The organism is Gottfriedia sp. NPDC056225 (assembly GCF_042267765.1).
GTDB lineage: Bacteria > Bacillota > Bacilli > Bacillales > Bacillaceae_G > Gottfriedia.
On the sequence record NZ_JBHJTJ010000001.1, the window covers coordinates 346,535 to 366,754 of the forward strand.

Here is a 20,220-nt window from a genome sequence, read left to right on the forward strand (position 1 = left end):
GCCTAATAAAAAGTGAAATTTTATTGAAATATTAATAAAATTGTATTTTGTCTTCAATAAAAGTCATGAAATCCCTTCATTTTCTTACTTTCCAGCTAGTTTCTACAAAATAACAATATTTGATAAAATGACAATGTACAATTACTATTTAGGAGCGATAATATGACTGAAATGGTTCCACTATTATTCACTTTAGAAAATAAAAGGGTAAAGATTATCGGTGGAGGGCAAATTGCTTTTCGAAAGGCAAAAGCATTTTTGAAAAGTGGCGCAACAATTACTATTATAAGTCCTCAAATATGCGAGGAATTAGTAAATTTACCTACTATTAAGCTAATGAATAAGTATTTTGAAAAAGATGACATAAAGGACGCTCATATTGTTATTGCAGCGACAAATGATAAAAACACAAATAAATTTATTAAAGATTGTATGACAGACTTCCAATGGTTTAATGATGTTAGTGATCAAAGTAATAGTGATTTTCATACTCCTGCCGTGGTGCGTAGAGGTGACCTCGTCGTTTCAGTCTCAACATCAGGTAAAAGTCCAGTTCTTTCCAAAAAGATAAAAAAGGAATTAGAAAATTATTTCGAGGATCATTATAGCGAAATTGTAAACGAATATGCGATCGAGCGAAAAAAACCAGCCATTGATTAATTTCAAATGGCTGGAATAATGAGCAGGACTAAAGCAGTTGAAAGATTTTCCATCTACTTTCCTTACATATTGTTACTGTTTTTTAAGCTTTGCTAATGCTTCTGCAAATGGATTATTAAATGGCTCATCTTCTTGCTTGTTTTGTTTATTTAAATATTTTTGAACATCACGTTTAGAAACTTTACTATTTTTTTCTTTCGAGCGTCTCTCTTTAAAATTAGTAAGTTTTTCTCTATGCCCACATGAACATGCAAAAATTTGACCTTCTCCCTCGCCTCTAAGCTCTAAGCGCTTGAAGCATTTAGGGCATCTAGCATTTGTAGACTGTGAGATTGTTTTACGATGACCACATTCTCTGTCCTGACAAACTAACATTTTTCCTCGTTTACCGTTTACCTCAAGCATCAGTTTTCCACATTCAGGACATTTAGTACTCGTCATATTATCATGCTTAAACTTTTGTTCAGTTTGTTTTATTTCTCGAACTGCATCTGAAGAAAATTTAATCATTTCATTCATAAATGTAGACTTAGCTAAATTCCCTTTAGAAATAGCTTGAAGCTTTTGCTCCCACTTAGCCGTTAAAGCTGGTGATTTCAAAGCTTCCGGCACAAGGTTTAATAACTGTTTTCCCTTATTTGTTATGAAAATATCTTTTCCCTTTTTTTCAATTAAAAAGCTACTGAAAAGTTTTTCAATGATATCCGCTCTTGTCGCAACGGTTCCTAAACCGCCCGTCTCACCAATCGTTTTCTTCAAATCATTACTATTTCCAGACATATACTGTACTGGGTTTTCCATCGCACTTAAAAGCGTGGCTTCATTAAAATATGCCGGCGGCTTCGTGTATCCTTTTGTCTCAGTTACTTTTGTAACCTGGAAATTTTCATTTTCATTAATGATTGGCAGCCTTTGATCTTCCGTACTATCATTTTCTTCTTCGTCTTTAAAGACTTCTTTCCACCCTAGAGAGATAACCCTTTTTCCTTTAGCAACAAATACCTCATTATCAATTTCTGCGACAACCTTTTCTTGTTCGTATACGTAAGGAGGTAGTAGCACTGCTAAAAATCTTCTAACGATTAATTCATATATTTTAATTTCTTTTGAAGAAAGTTCACTAATGATTGGTGCCTGTTCTGTCGGTATAATCGCATGGTGATCCGTTACCTTATTATCATCGACAAATGATTTATTAGCTTTAACCGGTTGATTTGTTAGCTTCATAATGATTTTGCCATAAGGTTTAATGTTACACGCTAATAATCGTTCCTTTAATGTATCAACTAAGTCCGATGATAAATATCTAGAATCAGTTCGTGGATACGTAACAATTTTATGCTGCTCATAAAGCTTTTGCATAATCGATAAAGTTTCTTTAGGTGAAAAATTGAATCTTTTATTAGCCTCTCTTTGAAGCTCTGTTAAATCATAAAGCTGTGGAGCAAATGATTTCTTTTCAGCTGTTGAAACTTCTCTAATCTTCAATCGCTTTCCTTTTATAGCTCCAACAATTTTTTGTAATTCTTCGGATGTATTAATTCTTGAAAGATTCGATTTACGATCCTGCCACGTGAAAACTACATTATTTGCTACTACTTGAAGCCCATAATAAGTTTGTTGTTTAAACTCTCTTATTTCTTTTTCACGCTCTAAAATCATCGACAATGTTGGAGTTTGAACTCTACCACATGAAAGTTGAGCATTATGCCTACAAGTAAGTGCTCTTGTCGCATTAATTCCCACAATCCAGTCTGCCTCGGCTCTTGCCACAGCAGAAAGATATAAATTTTCATATTCCTTACCGCTACGTAAGTTTTCAAAGCCTTTTTTTACAGCCTTATCTGTTGCAGAGGAAATCCATAACCTTTTAATAGGTTTGTTCACCTTCGCCATTTGAAGGATCCATCTAGCAACAAGCTCACCTTCTCTACCTGCATCCGTTGCAATAATAATTTCTGAAACATCTTTTCTTAATAATTGTGTCTTAACAGCTTGGAATTGCTTGCCAGTCTTTTTAATAACAACTAGCTTTAATTTATCTGGAATCATCGGTAAATCTTCTAAATTCCATGATTTATACTTATTATCATAACCTTCTGGATCAGCTAAAGTTACAAGATGTCCTAATGCCCAGGTTACAATATATTTTTTTCCTTCTAAAAAACCGTTACCCTTTTGATTGCAACCCAGCACTTTCGCTATATCTCTAGCGACTGAAGGTTTTTCTGCTAATACTACAATTTTACTCATATCATACTCCTTAATATTTTTACAATTTCCTTATATCTAACTTTAACACTTCTAATTATTTAAACAAAATCTAACTAACTTTGATTTAATGACTCTTTTCATCATCATATTATCTTTCGAAAATTGGTCACATTTGGTAACTAAACTACATGTTTCTAGCTTATATAATAAGACAAAATAATGAAAAGTTTTACAAAAAATTCTATTTACTTAATGAGAAAGGAACATTTATTAATATGACTTCCTATTTACTGCTTACACTTATTTTAAGTTGTATTCTTATTTTTGTTTCTACTTTTCTAATTAGAAAAAGTCCACACTTTCGATTTACTGTCCCATTGGAATTTCAATTATTGGTGTGTTTATATTCTTTCTTGGCATTGTAATTGGTGGTTTGTATGGGATTAAGTGCATTTGGATTGTCTCTCTTTTTAGCCTCTCCAATAGCCTTCATTGCAATTGCACTCATAACTCTCACATGGAATCACAATAATTGATCATTCGACTTAGTTTACTTTTTTGCAGAAAAATGACGTTTTATTTTACTAAAAAAACAAAGGATTCCATCTCTTATATGGCAAATTTAACTAATTAATTCCATATAGTAAGGAGAGGTACAATGATTAATAAAATAATATCTGTTATTTTAGGGGTATCTTTATTCTTTTTACCCACTGCTAACGCGACTTCTTTTTCTCAAGGTTTTAGTGATGATGAGTTATCGAATTATATAGATAATCTAAATTTAAATACTACTGAAGCCACTTTCGGACAATCAATTGAAATTGGATTAACGACTAAAAAACATTTCGACAATGTCGCTTTGACTTTTAAAAATGGCTCTAACATGACAGAAGTATTACTAAAAAACCTATCTTCATCAGATCTTTATTATTCTGGAAAAATAGGTATTACTAGCTCATTTACTAAAGGAACTTACTCATTAAGTTCACTTACACTAGATGGTCAAACATTGTCTGTATCTGACCAGAAGGTTAAATTTTTAATTAAAGATTTACCAACCCCAAAAATTAACTCAATTACAAATAAATCTACTGCTATTTCAGGAACGTTTTTAACTAAAAGTAGCGTCCAAATTTATGTCAATAATAAACAAGTAAGTACTGTTCAAACTGACACAAACGGAAACTATCAACTCAAAACAAAACCTCTAAAAGAATTTACTAAAATAAATGTAGTTGGTGTTTCAATTGGATTGAAAAGTAAAACCGCTACATCAACCGTTGCCGACGTAATCGCACCTTCAGTCACATCAATCCCTTCAATCTCAGATCATTCTCAATATATATCAGGCAAGTCAGAGCCTAATGCTGATATCATCATTTATTTGAATAAGAAATTACTAGTAAAAGGTAAAGTTAATACTGCAGGAAAGTTTAATATAAAAATGGCTAAGCAAAAAGCGAATTCGGTCCTTCAAGTTGTTGCGATTGATAAGAGTAAAAATCAAAGTAAACCTGTTTCAATTCGCGTGTTAGATCGCACTGCACCTTCTGCTCCTACCATTCAAACGGTAAAAGAAAACGCTACTGTAATTAGTGGAAAAACAGAAGCAAGTGCTTCCGTTAAATTGTATTTGAAGAATAAATACGTAGCTAAAACAACCGCATCTAAGTCCGGTAGTTATACATTTAAAGTTAGTAAATTAAAAGCCTTTACTCCTATTAAAGTACAAGCTGTCGATGCAGCTGGAAACCAAAGTAAAACTTCGTATACCGAAGCTAAAAGCTCTAAACCACTTTCAAGTGGGCAACTAGTTATTGTTAATACAATGACAAATAAACTATCTTATTACAATAAAGGAAAACTAGTAAAAACATTTAGTGTAGCAACGGGAAAAGCATCCTCCCCTACACCTACTGGAAAGTTTAAAATCTTAAATAAAATTAAAAATAGACCTTGGTATAAGGAAAATATCCCTGGAGGAGCTCCAAATAATCCGCTAGGTAAAAGATGGATGGGCTTAAGTATGGGAAGCTCCCCTGGGAACTCTTACGGGATTCACGGAAATGCTAACGAGAGTTCAATTGGAAAATCAGTTAGTCACGGTTGTATCCGAATGCACAATAGTGAAGTTGAATGGTTATTCGATCAATTAAACGTTGGAACAACTGTTATTATTGCAAATACTTCGAATTCAAATGGGCAAATAGCTCACTCATATGGTATGGCCATCTTTTAAAAGCAAACCAATTCTGGTTTGCTTTTTTTATAGTTTAATAGATTAACCTTTCATATTTCTAATAGCATTCTTTGCATTTTTCACTGATAATATTTAGTAAAAAGGAAATAGTTAGAAAGGGGTAATTTTATTTTGAAGAAGTATTTGCCTATACTGACTTTGCTATTTGGTATTCTTTATATCTTTTTTATACCTTCAGAGCCTGTAAGCATAAAAATCTTATTTAAGTTAATTCCAATGGTGTTGATTATTTTCTATGCTTTATCACAAAACCCTCATCACTCATCTAAATATCGTACCCTCATACTTTTAGGACTTATTTTTTGTATGATTGGTGATGGAACGCTAATATGGTTTGTGATTGGCTTAAGTGCTTTCCTAATTGGACATTTGTTTTATGCAACTGGTTTTATTTCAGGATGGAAATTTTCAATTTACCGTATGTTATCGATCATTCCGATTGCAATTTATGCGTTTATTCTATGTTCAAATTTAGTAAATTCATTAAATGACAGCGGACAAGATACGTTAGTTATTCCTGTTATTGCCTATTCAGTAGCAATTTCAATGATGGTATTTACAGCCATAATGACTGGTAATAAATGGGCTATTTTTGGAAGCTTATTATTCATCATTTCCGATTCGATTTTATCGTGGGACTTATTTGTAGAAAGCGTTAAGTATGGTCATGAGTTAATTATGATTACCTATTACACTGCACAGTTTTTAATTGCTAAAAGCATTTTAAATAGGAAGTGAACTGCGTAATATTTTACATTCAAATAATAAACGAACTAAAATATAATTGTGGCCTCTTTTCACTAGAATTTACAAATGAAAGCGTATTATCTACAAATTATAAAATGTAAAAAGGAGATTTTCACATGAAAAATGAGTTAATTAACCGCTTAACTAGTTATGCAAAAATTGATACACAATCGAACGCTAGTAGTGAAACATGCCCTTCTACACCGGGTCAACTTACATTAGGTCGTATGCTAGTTGAAGAATTAAACAAAGTTGGATTAGTTGACGTAACGATGGATGACAACGGATATGTAATGGCTACACTTCCGGCAAATTCCGACAAAGAAATTCCGACAATTGGATTTTTAGCACATTTAGACACAGCGACAGATTTTACAGGAAAAAATGTAAATCCTCAGCTAGTTGAAAATTATGACGGAAAAGATATTGTTTTAAATGAAAGTTTAAATGTTGTATTATCTCCAAGTCATTCACCAGAGTTAAGTAAATATATCGGTCATACATTAATGACAACTGATGGAACGACGTTATTAGGTGCAGATAATAAGGCTGGTATTGCTGAAATTATGACTGCAATGGAATATTTAGTTCAACACCCAGAAATCAAGCACGGTAAGATTAGAGTAGCTTTCACGCCAGATGAAGAGATTGGCAGAGGCCCACATAAATTTGATGTAAAAGCGTTTGACGCTAAATATGCTTATACAATGGATGGTGGTCCACTTGGCGAACTTCAATATGAGAGCTTTAATGCAGCGGGTGCAATGATTACAGTTAAAGGTAAAAATGTACACCCAGGTACTGCTAAAAATAAAATGATCAATTCTATGAAAATTGCCATGGAAATAAATAATTTATTACCTGTTGAAGAAGCGCCAGAATCAACTGAAGGATACGAAGGCTTTTATCATCTAGTATCAATTGAAGGTGATGTAGAATTAACAAAAATGCATTACATAATAAGAGACCACGACAAAGAAAAATTTGCTAACCGAAAAGAGACATTAACGAATATTGTAAGTCAATTAAAGGAAACGCATGGTGAAAATAGTATTACTTTAGAATTAAAAGACCAGTATTATAACATGGGAGAGAAAATCTTACCTGTTAAAGAGGTAGTTGATATCGCATATGAGGCGATGACGAACTTAGAAATTAAACCGATTGTAGAACCCATTCGCGGCGGTACAGATGGATCACAGCTTTCATATATGGGCTTACCTACTCCGAATATTTTTACAGGAGGAGAAAACTACCACGGTAAATTTGAATACATCTCAATCGACAATATGATTACAGCAACGAGTGTAATGATCGAAGTGATCAAATTATATGAGCAAAAGGCAAAAAATTAAATTTTAGACTGATTACACGTATTTTCCAGGCAATTTGAGGGGCCGTCCTAAGTGTCAGCATAGGCGGCCCCTATTGATTGTTAATCTAAAATGAGGGTATCCTAGTATGGTTTTCTATTAGAATTGGTTTTGTGTTCACTATTTGTAGATTTTTAGTAGAATTCTTCACAGTTTTAGTCGATTTAGAAAGAATTAGCGTAATTTTGTTAATATTGCATAACTGTTCATCTACTTTTAACTAATTATGTAGTTATGATACCCCAACCGGTATGGGTATTATCTTGTAAATTTGGGACTCTAGCGAATTTAATTGCAGTTTTGTTAATTTTATTTGCACTTCCAACATTCTACTTTGCACTTCGACCATTATTTCACCTACTCTTCTTTTAAATATTTCCTATATATATAAAAGAGGATGCCCCTTAAAATGGGACATCCTCTCTTCGATTACTTAATTTTACGAATAAATACAACCTTTAAATAGTTGCCTTCTTTAAACTGTTTATTTATTTGAAAATCAGATGGAAGGCTGAATTCTTCCATTAATTTATATTGTCCGTCCATTTCTTTAAACGCTGTGTCAATAAAGCCTTTAAATTTTTTCATTCCAAAAGTGCTACAATTCGTCGATGCAACAATTACACCGTCAATTTCGGTGATTGCAATTGCTTCTTTCAACAGATTTTTATAATCCTTTTCGGCACTAAATGTGTGTTTTTTAGATCTTGCAAAGCTTGGTGGGTCTAGTATAACCATGTCGAATAAAAGATTTTTTTTAACTGCGTATTTAAAGTAATGAAAAACATCCTCAACGATTATGCTTTGGGTAGCAGGATCAATTTTATTAATTTGAAATTGTTCTTTTGTTTTTTCTAAGCTTCGATTTGCTAAGTCAACGCTGGTTGTTTTACTTGCTCCTCCAACTGCTGCAAAAACAGAGAATGCGCCAGTATAAGAAAAAGTATTTAAAACTGTTTTCTCGTAAGCATATTTATCGCGAATTAGTTTTCTAACTTCTCGTTGATCTAAAAATACACCTACCATCGCTCCGTCATTTAAATAAATTGCAAAATTAACTCCATTTTCCTTTACTAAAATAGGAAATTGACCTCTTTCACCCATTACAAAGTCGTCTTCTTCAATGTACTGACCCTTTGTGTCGAAACGCTTTTTCTGATAAATGCCTTTAAATTCGACAGTACTTTTTATTGCTTGTATAACCCAATCTTTGAACTGAAAGATTCCTTCGCTATACCAACTAATTAAATAATATCCGTCAAAAAAATCAATCGTGAAGCCACCAATTCCATCACCTTCTCCGTTAAATACCCTAAAGGCTGTTGTATCAGAGCAGTTATAAAATTGTTGGCGTCCATTAATTGCTTGTTTAATTTTATCTTCAAAGAACCTCGGACTAATCTTTTCATGTTCGTTCAGGCTAAGAATCCAACCGACTCCCTTATTTTGCTTTCCGTAATAGCCCGTTCCAATAAAGCCATTACGTTCATCCACTAGTTTAATAAGTGCTCCTTCATTTATTAAGTCTTTATTATTCACTATCGATTCTTTTGAAATTAATGGATACCCAGTTTTATAGTCTTTTACAAATTTTTGTTTAATTTTTATAATCATTTCTCTATCCATAAGTCCATCCATTCATTTTGTTTTTTACTCATTATTTCCATAAAGAATTATTATAGTGTAACCTGACAGAAAAAATTGCCGGTTTTGAGTAAAATTAAACCTTTTCTTAAGGCTTTTCACTCGTCATCTTATATTAATAATGAGTCTTTTAATTTTTCCTTTATTAGCTTGATTAAGCATAGTATACACTTAAACTAATAGCAATTTATAACCTACATCGCCGATTGGAGAAGACACCTAGTAATTAAAATTGGAATCGTCCTCATACTTAAGAATTAATACTTTGTTAATGTGTAATACAAAAAACCTTATCCAATTGAATAAGGTCTTATAATCATTCATTAACTTGCTGAATTCTTCTTGCAAAATCGACAAATTTGAATTTATCAGGTCGATGTCTAGATTGACCGTATTGTAATAGTGAACCGTCGTCTAAATATACAAAAGTATTTACTACTGCTACCATGTCGTAGCCATCTAAGTCTAAATATTTTTGATCGTCTTCAGTACAAGCCTGTACTACAATTTCTTTTTTTGCAAAACCAATATTTAGCTGTAATGTGTTTTCTATATAATCAAAAATTGATCCTTCGCAGATTGACTTTGAAAGTTTTTCGACATATTTACTATTATAATATTCTTTGTCTAAAATAATTTTCTTTCCATCGATTTTTCTAGCTCTAACTACTTTCCAAATCGCCGTTTTATCATCGATTTCTAGTTGTTCTCTTATAAATTTACTAGGTCTTTTCTTTTCGAGGATTTCGACAATTGTTTCTGCTTCTCTGCCAATTTGATTTGACAACTCTTTAAAGCTAATTAAACCGGATACCGGAAAATTTAGTTTTGTTGTGTCTAAAATAAACGAACCTTTACCTTTGACTTTATTTATATATCCATTTTGTTCAAGCATTTGTAATGATTTTCTAATTGTATCTCTAGAAACGTCGAATTGCTCCATTAAAGACTTTTCTGAAGGTATTTTACTCCCAACAGAAAAAACACCTTTTTCGATCTGCTCAACTAACTTATGGTAGATCGAAATATACTTTGCGTTCATTTTCATCACCTAGAAAAATTTTATTATATTCCAACATTTTTCTCAAGATGATAACAAACAGACTCATAAGGTCGCAAAGTAAATTCTTCAATATTCTGACTGGAGTCGCTATAATTGGAAATTAATATTCTCCTATCATATCCTTTAATATCAAGATTTTCAGGCAACTTAAACACCGTATCCTCGTCATAAAAATTATTTACTACTAATAGCATTTGATTATTAAGTGTACGAGTGTATGCAAAGATTTGTTCATGTTCAATTAGTATTGCATCATAAGTTCCAGACGAAATAATTTCGAGTTCTTTTCTTAAATTGATTAGTTTTTTATAGTGATGAAACACCGATTCTTCGTCTTTGAGAGCTTTTTCGACATTTATTTGCCCGTAACTCTCCCCTGTCGAAATCCAAGGTGTTCCCATTGTGAAACCGGCATGCTCTGAGTTATTCCATTGCATTGGAGTACGAGAATTGTCTCGTGATTTACTTTTTAAAATAGCTAGTATTTCGATTTCAGATACTCCAGATTCTTTTAATATTTTATAATAGTTCAAGCTTTCAACATCACGATAGTCTTCAATCTGATCGAAATTAGGGTTAGGCATTCCTATTTCTTCACCCTGGTAAATATATGGAGTCCCTCTTAATAAATGCATAGAAGTAGCTAGCATTTTCGCTGATTCCTTATGATACTTCCCGTCATTTCCAATTCGAGAAACAATACGAGGTTGGTCATGATTACACCAAAATAATGCATTCCAGCCATTTCCTGATTGCATCCCTTTTTGCCATTGATCCAAAATTGATTTAAGTGCTATAAAATCAAAATCCATTAAAGACCATTTTTGTCCATCCTTATAGTCAATCTTTAAATGATGGAAACTAAACACCATTGATAACTCTTTCTCGGATGGATTCGAGTACTGAATACAATGTTCAATTGAAGTTGAAGACATTTCACCAACAGTAATAATATCCTCTCGCTTGCCAAATGTCTCCATATTGAGTTTTTTTAAGTATTCATGGATTCTAGGTCCATCTGTGTAGAACTTTCTACCATCGCCCGTCTCATCATCAATAAAGACGTCCGGCTTAGAAATAAGATTAATAACATCTAAACGAAATCCTTTCACGCCTTTATCAACCCAGAAATTTACGATATCGAATAGTTCATTTTGTACTTCTACATTCGCCCAGTTCAAATCCGGTTGCGACTTATCGAATAAATGAAGATAGTAATCATTAGAGTTCTCTACCTTTTCCCAAGTTGAACCACCAAATTTTGAAATCCAATTTGTCGGTTCCTTTCCATCCTTATCTTCCTTAAATAGATAATAATTTTTGTATTTTTCATCTCCACTAAGTGCTTTCTTAAACCACTCATGCTCTGATGATGTATGATTAAAAACCATATCTAACATGATTTCAATATCATGACTTTTTGCAGCACTTACTAATTCTTCAAAATCTTCCATCGTTCCATATGTAGGATCTATATTTCGATAATCTGCTACATCATAACCATTATCGTTTTGAGGAGATACATAAAACGGGGTTAGCCAAATGTAGTCAACACCTAATTCATTTAGATAATCAAGCTTTTTGGTAACTCCTTTTAAGTCTCCAATGCCATCACCATTCGAATCATAAAAAGACTTGGGATAAATTTGGTATACGACGCTATTCTTAAAATCCTTCATTTCGATAATCTCCTTGATTTAAAAAATGAAGGAAGGAAAAATGAAATTTCCTTCCTCTTAAATAATTATGAGTTTTTCACTAGCAGTTTTTTCTTGTTAAAAATAATCGTTAAAATGAATGGAATAATGATTGCAACTAACATAGCAATTGAAAACATTCCGAAGTACTTTGGCTGAATAGATAAGATTGCAGGAAGACCTCCTACTCCAATCGAGTTCGCCATTACGCCAGAACCAACCGAAACAATAGCGGCAATCCCGGACCCAATCATAGCAGCCAAGAAAGGATAAGCATACTTTAGATTAATCCCAAACATTGCCGGTTCCGTTACGCCTAAGAAACAAGAGATAGCAGCTGGAATTGAAATTTGCTTTTCTTCTTCATTCTTTCTATTTAAGTAAATAATGGCTAAAACCGCTGAGCCTTGAGCTATATTCGATAACGCAATCATCGGCCACAGATTTGTACCGTGGAGTTGACTCATTAATTGAAGATCAATCGCGTTCGTCATATGATGCAATCCAGTTATAACTAATGGGGCATAGAAGAATCCAAATACTAATGCAAACAGCCATCCAAATGAAGATGTTAATCCTGAGTAAACTAAATGTGAGATAACTGAGCCAATTTTCCAACCGATTGGACCTAGCACTACATGTGCGATTAACACTGTTGGTACTAACGCAAAGAACGGCACAACTATCATTGAAATTGCATTTGGAACGATTTTTCGAATATTTATTTCTAAAATAGATAAAGTGAAACCTGCTAAAATAGCTGGAATTACTTGTGCTTGGTAACCAATCATATCAATTTTAGCAAAACCGAAATCCCAAACTGGAGGTACCGCTCCGCCGGCCACTGAGTATGCATTAAGCAGCTGAGGCGAAACAAGTGTAATCCCTAAAACAATCCCTAGAATTTGGGTTGTGCCCATCTTCTTCGTAATCGACCACGTAATACCAACTGGTAAGAAATTAAAAATCGCTTCACCGATTAACCATAAAAACGAATGTGTTCCCGCCCAAAATTGAGAGGTTTCGACAAGTGTTTTCGTACCATCATCCAATAATTTAATATCCCCTATAATGTTACGGAAACCTAAAATAAGACCACCTACAACAATCGCCGGAATTAATGGAGAAAAGATTTCTGCTAAGTGAGCAAGCAGTCTTTGAAGCCATGTCATATTTTGCCTTGCAGCTATTTTAGCAGCATCTTTTGACGTTTCGTCCACTCCAGCTAGTTTAACGAACTCATTATAAAATGTAGATACCTCATTTCCGATGATGACTTGAAATTGTCCAGCCTGCGTAAAAGTACCTTTCACAATTTTGATCTCTTGAATCTTTTTTTCATCAGCTTTTTTAACATCCTTTAATACAAAGCGCATGCGAGTCGCGCAGTGTGATACTGTTGCTATATTTTCTTTACCACCAATATGTTGCAGTAGTTGTTTTGCTTCATCACTAAATCGGCTCATGGTAACCCTCCTCTACCAATCTATTATGTATTTTAATATATTTAATTTCATCCTGTACGTACAGGATTAGTATATTCTTGTACGTACAGGATTGCAAGAGTTTTTTTGGAAACGTTCTCACTCCTCTTAATTTCCGCGGAAATCCTAATACTTACCTGCCATGTAACGATAGGCTTCAATCTGCTCAATTAAATTAACTAAAAATTTACACGGTATTATCACTGACTATATAATCACAATCTAAAATCAAAAAAGTAAGCCATTTTAATTTGGAGGAATATTATGAAGCGAACTATTTTGACATTAACTGCTTGTTTATCAATCCTACCTGTTTCAACTTCTTATGCTGCAGATCAATCATCATCGAGAGAATCATACATCCAATCACAACTAACAACCGTGAATTCATTTATTACCGATTCGACCGTTCGACAAGAAAAATATATAAGCATGGAGGAGTCTCCTTTTGCTTTTTACCGTGCGACTAATCCACTTTTCTATGCAGACCTAGGAACTGGTGTCATTCCTATACCTAGCACTTGGAAAACGACTGCAAATATTAAAACGTGGATTCAAGGAGATGCACATACTCAAAATATTGGTTATTTTGATAATAGTAAGGGCGAGGTCGTTTTTGATTTAAATGATTCAGATGAATCATATGTTGCACCATTTTATTGGGATCTAATTCGTTTTTCTACTAGCGTTTTCCTTATGGCAAATGAAGCCCCAAATGTATCTTTATCAATGCAAGATAGACGTGATTTAGTAACAAGCTTTTTAACTACATATCAAGATACTTTAACAGCAGTAAATGGAAATAGCGGTGAAACTACAACGCAACTGGATGAAGGAACATTAACAGGTGGATTCGTCCAAGATGAAATGCGAGATATAAAAAGCTCCGATAGTGTAGCTAAGCTATTAAATAAATGGACCACAACCACATCTGGAACGAGACTATTTAATTTTTCAAATAGTAATTTAAAGGCTGTAACATCTACGGAAAGATCAAACATTGTTAACAATTGGACAAATTATAAAGCTAGCATTTCTAGTTTTGTTTCTTCAAAGCCAAGTACATACTTTACGATCAAAGATATAGCTCGACGTTTACACTCAGGACTTGGAAGCTTAGGCGTAGACAAGTTTTATGTATTAATTGAAGGTGATACGACCTCACAAAGTGATGATGTGATCTTGGAAGTAAAAGAGCAACGGAACCCATCCATGTTTTTAGAAGGCAGCTTGTCGCAAGCTCAGTACAATTCATGGTTCCCAACGCATGCTAACCGGTCAAAAACAGGAGAATTAGCAGATGGAATTAAAGTGGATAATCATTTAGGAGAAATCAATTTTAATAATAAGTCTTATCGCGTTCAACGAATTTCACCATGGGATGAAACATTTGATGCGGCTGACTTTAAAAGTAAATCAGATGTCCAAGACTTTTTAAAGTACTCCGCAAAAGCTTTAGCATACGCTCATGCAAGAGCTGATAAGGACTATAACACAACATATGTAAACTATAATTTTGAGCAAGGAGTAATAGATGCAATTAATGCTTGGCCACAATTTAAAACAACCGTCCTTCAATTAAGTGAAAACTACTATAATCAAGTTTTAGCTGACTATAGTTTATTTGAGGATTTAAGAAGTACTGGAAAGTTACAATAATTAACGAAAAGTATAAAATTTCCCCATTGTTTTCAAACCACTAAAGGTGCCCCAGTAGTATAACGGGGCACCTCTTTTTAACTCTTGTTCAGTAATCTTGTCATCTACCCTAATAAAAAAAACCGACTAATCAGCCGATCAAATTTTTCATCTATCCTGAAAATTGCTATTTTCATTCATCCTCAAATGATGCACGGATGGCCAACGCGGGTGTTTAGTTATGTAAATTTTATATACACCAATTATAATGAAAATTGATAGGAATTTTAAAACAGCAAAATTATTCAACCTCTAAAAATTAACCAACAAATTACTACATTTACCAGCAGCTAATTTTCATTTAATAACCAATCCTTCTTCAACTATTCCGTTTCTACTACTCTAACTTTACGGACAGTCCTTTTTTTATATTTTGTTAGTAAGTAGTTGCTTCACTGAGAGGATATCGCTGCTTATTATTGAACTATATATATATTACTTTTGGAGGTGCACAAAGTGAAAATTCAAGATTTGCAATTTGAAATCGATTTGCTAGAAAATGAGATTTTAGAAAAAAAGAGACAGCTAACCGCTTTACGGAAAGCCATACCGGAGCAGAAGGTTGAAAATTATCCGTTCGTTACTTCAAATGGAGAGCCAACAAGTTTACTAAAACTTTTTGGGGAAAAAGATGAACTAATCGTAATCCATAATATGGGCAGAGGTTGTTCTTACTGCACAATGTGGGCAGACGAGTTTAACGGCGTTTATCACCATATTCGTAATAAAGCCGCTTTTGTCCTTTCGACACCAGATGCACCGGGTGTTCAAGAGGATCTTGCAGCAGAACGTGGTTGGGTTTTTCCGATTGTTTCGACGAAGGATACTACTTTTAAAATAGATATGGGCTTCGAGGTAGATGGTAATTGTCAACCAGGTGTTACAACATTTCGGAAAGACTTAGACGGTTCGATTTATCAAGTTGCAAAAGCCCGCTTTGGTCCTGGAGACGATTATTGTTCCGTATGGCATCTACTGGATTTGCTACCTACCGGCTCGGTGAATTTTCAACCGGCAAAAAAACTTAATAACCAAACACCCTATCAGCTTACTAACTATATTGCTTTTGAAGTAGCTCATTATGAAAATGCAATTAAATTTTATGAAAACACAATCGGTATGAAACTTGAAAAGAAATACGAGAATGAAACTAAATTCTCCTTAAATGGCACTTATTTTTTTATTGCAAATAATCCGGATAAAAATGTTTATTTTGAGTTTGCGGTAGATCATTTCGATAATATAATTGGCAAATTAATAGATGCCGGTTGTCATATAACAAAAGTTTATCACGATAAAAGCGTTATGATTTCTGATCCTTATGGACTTAAATTTCATTTATTTGAAACAAAGAAAAATTAGCATTCATACAATAAAAGAAACCGTTAGCCTCTATTTGTTCTCAATAGAGTATTAACGGTTTTTTCTACTATTACATCATTTCCTCGGTAAAATAATCAAATACGATACACCCTGCACCTTGAGCAACAATATTATAAGGCGTTGTTGATTTAATAATATTAACAGGACTACTAGAGTATTTTTCCATTTTTTTTTGTGCTACATCGGAAGCTAATTCAAAGAATAATGGTTTTGGTACTAATGTACCTCCACATATTACAACATCGGGACGCAATAGATAAATTAGATTGGTTAGTCCAATCCCAAAATAATTAGCAGCCTCTTTGATTACTTCTAAACAAAGTGGATCCTCGTTTTCTAGTGCTTCAAGAATTTGATGATAGCTTATTTTTTCTACATCCTTTATTGATTCCTTTAAAGAAGTAGTTTCTCCTCGCTTCATCCGTTTAATGACCTCTTCCCGAATTGCTGGCAAACTACTGTACGCTTGGAGACAACCATATGAGCCACATGAACAGCGTTTTCCATGAATGTCGATAATCATATGACCAAAAGCGTCATCCATTTCGTTCTTATTATTTATTAATTTGCCTTGCTGAATGATTCCACATCGTATTCCCATATCACTCGAGACAAATACGATATTTTCATTTTCTTTACGATAGTTTAGTCGGTACTCTGCTAAAGCAGCTAAGTTGGTGCCATTATTTAATAGTACCGGGCAATTATTAGCTTCTTCTAAATAATTAACAATATTTAGGTTTTCCCATCCATCAGCTAAAAATGAATCTGTATTAATGACATTTTCTTGTTCTATTGGGTCCAAGACTCCCACACCAATTCCTAATAACTGTTCCCTATCAATATTATTGTGCTCTAATAGTTCATCCACACTTTTCGTCACAAAATTTAGTGTATATTCTCCAGTACTTTCACTGCTCATTTTCAATTTTTTTGATTTTATAATTGTTAGGTTTAAGTCAAGCAGAAGTACCGTCGTAAATAAATTCGTAATTTCGACACCAACTAGGTAGTAGGCGGTTGGATTAATCTCATACATGGCTGGTCTTCTCCCTCCACTTGAAACCCCTAATCCGGTATCGTAAATAAGTCCCTCTTGTACTAATTCGTCTAATAACCGAACACAAGTAGTGTGCTTATACCCTGTAGTTTCAGTTAGTGAACTTACTTTTATTGGTCCTAATTTCCGTATTAAGCTATATAAAAGCTTTAAACTTTTTACTTTAGGCGACTGATAGCCTACAAATTGCCTGATCATTAGTTCCTCCAATATTGAAATCTAATTTCAACGTGTTTACTCAACTTTTTATATTTTATGAATTAAGTATAGCTATTTATATGCTCTTTTTACAGTCTTTTTCATAAAACCACTAAACTTTTTACCAAAATGAATTTAAGTTTATTTACAAGTAGGTAATTTTCCATTAGACTTAAGTTGAACGCATGATTATTTTACTAGATTTCTTATTACGAACTTATTGCTCATTTTAGGAGGAAAAAATAAATGCATAAAACTGAACATATTTTAGAAACAAGAGATTTTATATTAAATAAAACAAGCTACCGTCCAACAGTTGGACTAATTTTAGGTTCTGGTTTAGGTACACTTGCAGATGAAATCGAAAACTCTGTTGTAATCCCTTACAGTGATATTCCCCATTTTGCAAAATCTGAAGCAGTAGGACATGCAAATGAATTAGTAATCGGTGAATTAAAAGGACAAGCTGTAGTAGCGATGAAAGGTCGCTTTCATTATTATGAAGGCTTTACTTTAGATGAAGTAACATTCCCTGTTCGAGTAATGAAAGCACTTGGTGTAGAAAAGTTAATCGTAACAAATGCATGTGGTGCTGTTAATACAAGCTTTAACCCAGGCGATTTAATGCTGATTACTGATCATATTAACTTAGTAGGAACAAATCCTTTAATTGGTCCAAATAACCCAGAATTAGGAACTCGTTTCCCTGATGTTTCTGAAGTATATAATAAAGAATTACGCAGCCTTGCTCTAAATGTTGCCGCAAAACAAGAGATTAAATTACAACAAGGTGTATATGCTTGGTGGAGTGGTCCATCATACGAAACACCTGCTGAAATCCGCATGATCCGTACACTTGGTGCAGATTCTGTAGGAATGTCAACAGTACCTGAAGCAATCGTTGCTGTTCACGGAAGTATGAAGGTATTAGGGATTTCTTGCCTAACAAACATGGCATGTGGAATTCTAGATCAACCATTAAACCATGAGGAAGTAATCGAAGTGGCAAGCATGGTTAGATCGAAATTCGTTAATTTGGTTAAGGGCATTTTAGAAGAAATGTAATATTACCGGAGAAATATCTAGCTTAGCTAGTCCGGAAAATATGAAATATTCGTAAGTAAAGAGGTTCATCCTCTTTACTTCTTTTTATTTAGATAAGTGGGGTGTTATTTTGAAAGGTATGCTTTATATCATTATAGGTTCTGTTAGTTATGGCGTCTTGTCTACCTTTGTAAAATTGGCTTATGGTGATGGTTTTATTGTAAATGATGTAGTCGGTATACAAATGTTTGTAGGTGCAATATTCCTATGGTCTGTTGTCATATTTAATAAAACTAAGTCATCAAAATTAAAAACACAGCAATATTTAAAGCCTACAAAGAAGAATGTATTATCACTTATTGTGCTGGGATCTACTACAGGCTTAACGGGTATGTTTTACTACTTGGCTTTACAATATATCACTGCATCATTAGCTATTGTCTTGATGTTCCAGTTCACCTGGATCGGTGTGTTATTAGAATCAGTATTCAATCGTAGACTTCCTGAAAAAAGTAAGTTACTCTCATTAATTCCTCTTGTAATCGGGACACTTTTTGCTACTAATGTTTTAACCGGTGGAATTGGTTCGATGAATTGGATGGGAGTTTTATTCGGGTTATTATCTGCAGTTTCATATAGCACCTTTATCCTCCTTAGCGGTAGAGTTGCTTTAAAGACGAATCCGATGACAAAAACTGCGTTAATGATAACTGGTGGCTTTATCATTTGTGCCATCTTTTTACCACCTACATTTTTTACAAATGGACGTTTATTCGTGGAGCTCTTAACAAAATATGGTTTAATTCTTGGCTTTCTTGGTCCGTTTTTCTCAACTTTAATGTTTTCTAAAGGAGTTCCTTTAACTGGATCAGGTCTAGCTTCTATATTAGGAGCTGCGGAGTTGCCAACTGCTACATTAATGTCAGCAATTGTATTAAAGGAAACAATTGGAACGCCACAATATTTTGGTATTATATTAATATTAATTGGTATTATTTTACCTGAATTCCTTAGAAGAAAGTCGTCGGTTCAATTTTCATAAAAAATAATTAGGAAACTAAGAAAGGGACCGATCCATAATTTTCGGTCCCTTTTCCATTTTTCATTTATTCATTTGAGCAAGAAATTCTCCAAGAAGATCATCCATATCTTCTTCTTTTTCATCGTCATCATTTGTTGTTATTTCATTCTTGCTGGCAGTTGTCCAATCAAAGTTCTCCAGATCAAGGTCATCATGATTGACGCTTGTTTCAGCTTCCCTAGTCTGTTCCTTATAATTAGTCTCATCCATTATTTCATTTACGGCCGCAACTTCTTCATTTAAATAAAGTGCCTCATCAATTTCTAGCGAATTACTATTAATTGAAGTTAGAAGTGATGCGGTTCTAATTGGATTCATTAATAATTGGTAGACAATATTTCCTAATAATGCCTCCGAATGTTCATGTTTTAACCAATCTTTTTGGGCTTTACTTAAACTTTTAGGAAGTGGAATTGTTATTGTTTGTTTTTGCTTTGATAGAGAATTATTTACCCCATCCATTACAAATTCGGCAATCTTACTAGAAAAGTTTCTCCTTTCAGTTTCCTTCAGATGTCGTAATTGTTTAACAATCTGATCAGGCGTATCTGATGGGATACGGAAGGTTATGGGTTGCCCTCTCATCAGTTCTTTTTCATTCATAAAATCAC

At 33.6% G+C, this 20,220-nt stretch carries 15 protein-coding genes; 8 read left to right on the forward strand and 7 right to left on the reverse strand.

Features of this window, described 5'->3' with window-relative positions; genetic code table 11:
- The first annotated feature begins 162 nt into the window (after positions 1-162).
- Positions 163-660 carry a precorrin-2 dehydrogenase/sirohydrochlorin ferrochelatase family protein gene (locus tag ACFCYN_RS01655; RefSeq protein WP_172446488.1) on the forward strand — a complete coding sequence of 166 codons (498 nt, stop codon included), beginning with the start codon at positions 163-165 and terminating at the stop codon, positions 658-660.
- A 72-nt stretch (positions 661-732) separates the two neighbouring features.
- Here ACFCYN_RS01655 and ACFCYN_RS01660 read toward each other — a convergent pair whose 3' ends face one another.
- Positions 733-2,913 carry a DNA topoisomerase III gene (locus tag ACFCYN_RS01660; protein ID WP_172446489.1) on the reverse strand — a complete coding sequence of 727 codons (2,181 nt, stop codon included), beginning with the start codon at positions 2,911-2,913 and terminating at the stop codon, positions 733-735.
- Between the two features lie 619 nt (positions 2,914-3,532).
- Here ACFCYN_RS01660 and ACFCYN_RS01665 point away from each other — a divergent pair.
- The 3 genes from ACFCYN_RS01665 (at position 3,533) to pepT (ending at position 7,239) form a co-directional block, all read left to right on the forward strand.
- Positions 3,533-5,116 carry an Ig-like domain-containing protein gene (locus ACFCYN_RS01665; RefSeq protein WP_216853938.1) on the forward strand — a complete coding sequence of 528 codons (1,584 nt, stop codon included), beginning with the start codon at positions 3,533-3,535 and terminating at the stop codon, positions 5,114-5,116.
- A gap of 132 nt (positions 5,117-5,248) precedes the next feature.
- Positions 5,249-5,875, forward strand: a complete 627-nt coding sequence (locus ACFCYN_RS01670) for a lysoplasmalogenase (protein ID WP_216853939.1) — start codon at positions 5,249-5,251, stop codon at positions 5,873-5,875.
- A 125-nt stretch (positions 5,876-6,000) separates the two neighbouring features.
- The gene (gene pepT / locus ACFCYN_RS01675) at positions 6,001-7,239 is read left to right on the forward strand and encodes a peptidase T (protein ID WP_172446490.1); all 1,239 of its coding nucleotides are present in this window, start codon (positions 6,001-6,003) and stop codon (positions 7,237-7,239) included.
- Positions 7,240-7,686: 447 nt separating this feature from the next.
- On the opposite strand, the gene ACFCYN_RS01680 is transcribed toward pepT, so the two are convergent.
- The 4 genes from ACFCYN_RS01680 to treP form a co-directional block, all read right to left on the reverse strand.
- Positions 7,687-8,883, reverse strand: a complete 1,197-nt coding sequence (locus tag ACFCYN_RS01680) for a class I SAM-dependent rRNA methyltransferase (RefSeq protein ID WP_375947124.1) — start codon at positions 8,881-8,883, stop codon at positions 7,687-7,689.
- 334 nt (positions 8,884-9,217) lie between these two features.
- Entirely contained in the window at positions 9,218-9,949 is a 732-nt protein-coding gene (treR, locus tag ACFCYN_RS01685; RefSeq protein ID WP_375947216.1) for a trehalose operon repressor, read from the reverse strand.
- A gap of 17 nt (positions 9,950-9,966) precedes the next feature.
- On the reverse strand, positions 9,967-11,643 hold the full coding sequence (gene treC / locus ACFCYN_RS01690; RefSeq protein ID WP_172446493.1) for an alpha,alpha-phosphotrehalase: 1,677 nt from the start codon (positions 11,641-11,643) through the stop codon (positions 9,967-9,969).
- A gap of 65 nt (positions 11,644-11,708) precedes the next feature.
- A complete protein-coding gene (gene treP / locus ACFCYN_RS01695) occupies positions 11,709-13,127 on the reverse strand; it encodes a PTS system trehalose-specific EIIBC component (RefSeq protein ID WP_172446494.1) in 1,419 nt (472 codons plus the stop codon).
- A gap of 282 nt (positions 13,128-13,409) precedes the next feature.
- Between treP and ACFCYN_RS01700 the strand changes: the two genes are divergently transcribed.
- On the forward strand, positions 13,410-14,804 hold the full coding sequence (locus ACFCYN_RS01700; RefSeq protein ID WP_172446495.1) for a DUF2252 family protein: 1,395 nt from the start codon (positions 13,410-13,412) through the stop codon (positions 14,802-14,804).
- A 495-nt stretch (positions 14,805-15,299) separates the two neighbouring features.
- Positions 15,300-16,205, forward strand: coding sequence for a DUF899 family protein (locus ACFCYN_RS01705; protein ID WP_172446496.1), 906 nt, complete (start codon positions 15,300-15,302; stop codon positions 16,203-16,205).
- A 70-nt stretch (positions 16,206-16,275) separates the two neighbouring features.
- Here ACFCYN_RS01705 and ACFCYN_RS01710 read toward each other — a convergent pair whose 3' ends face one another.
- A complete protein-coding gene (locus ACFCYN_RS01710) occupies positions 16,276-17,484 on the reverse strand; it encodes an ROK family protein (protein ID WP_172446497.1) in 1,209 nt (402 codons plus the stop codon).
- A gap of 246 nt (positions 17,485-17,730) precedes the next feature.
- Here ACFCYN_RS01710 and ACFCYN_RS01715 point away from each other — a divergent pair, with 246 nt between their 5' ends.
- Positions 17,731-18,549 carry a purine-nucleoside phosphorylase gene (locus ACFCYN_RS01715; protein WP_172446498.1) on the forward strand — a complete coding sequence of 273 codons (819 nt, stop codon included), beginning with the start codon at positions 17,731-17,733 and terminating at the stop codon, positions 18,547-18,549.
- Between the two features lie 118 nt (positions 18,550-18,667).
- Positions 18,668-19,570: an EamA family transporter gene (locus ACFCYN_RS01720; RefSeq protein WP_375947218.1), complete on the forward strand. Its 903-nt coding sequence runs from the start codon at positions 18,668-18,670 to the stop codon at positions 19,568-19,570.
- Positions 19,571-19,630: 60 nt separating this feature from the next.
- Here ACFCYN_RS01720 and ACFCYN_RS01725 read toward each other — a convergent pair whose 3' ends face one another.
- The gene (locus tag ACFCYN_RS01725; RefSeq protein WP_172446500.1) at positions 19,631-20,212 is read right to left on the reverse strand and encodes a hypothetical protein; all 582 of its coding nucleotides are present in this window, start codon (positions 20,210-20,212) and stop codon (positions 19,631-19,633) included.
- Between the last annotated feature and the right edge of the window lie 8 nt (positions 20,213-20,220).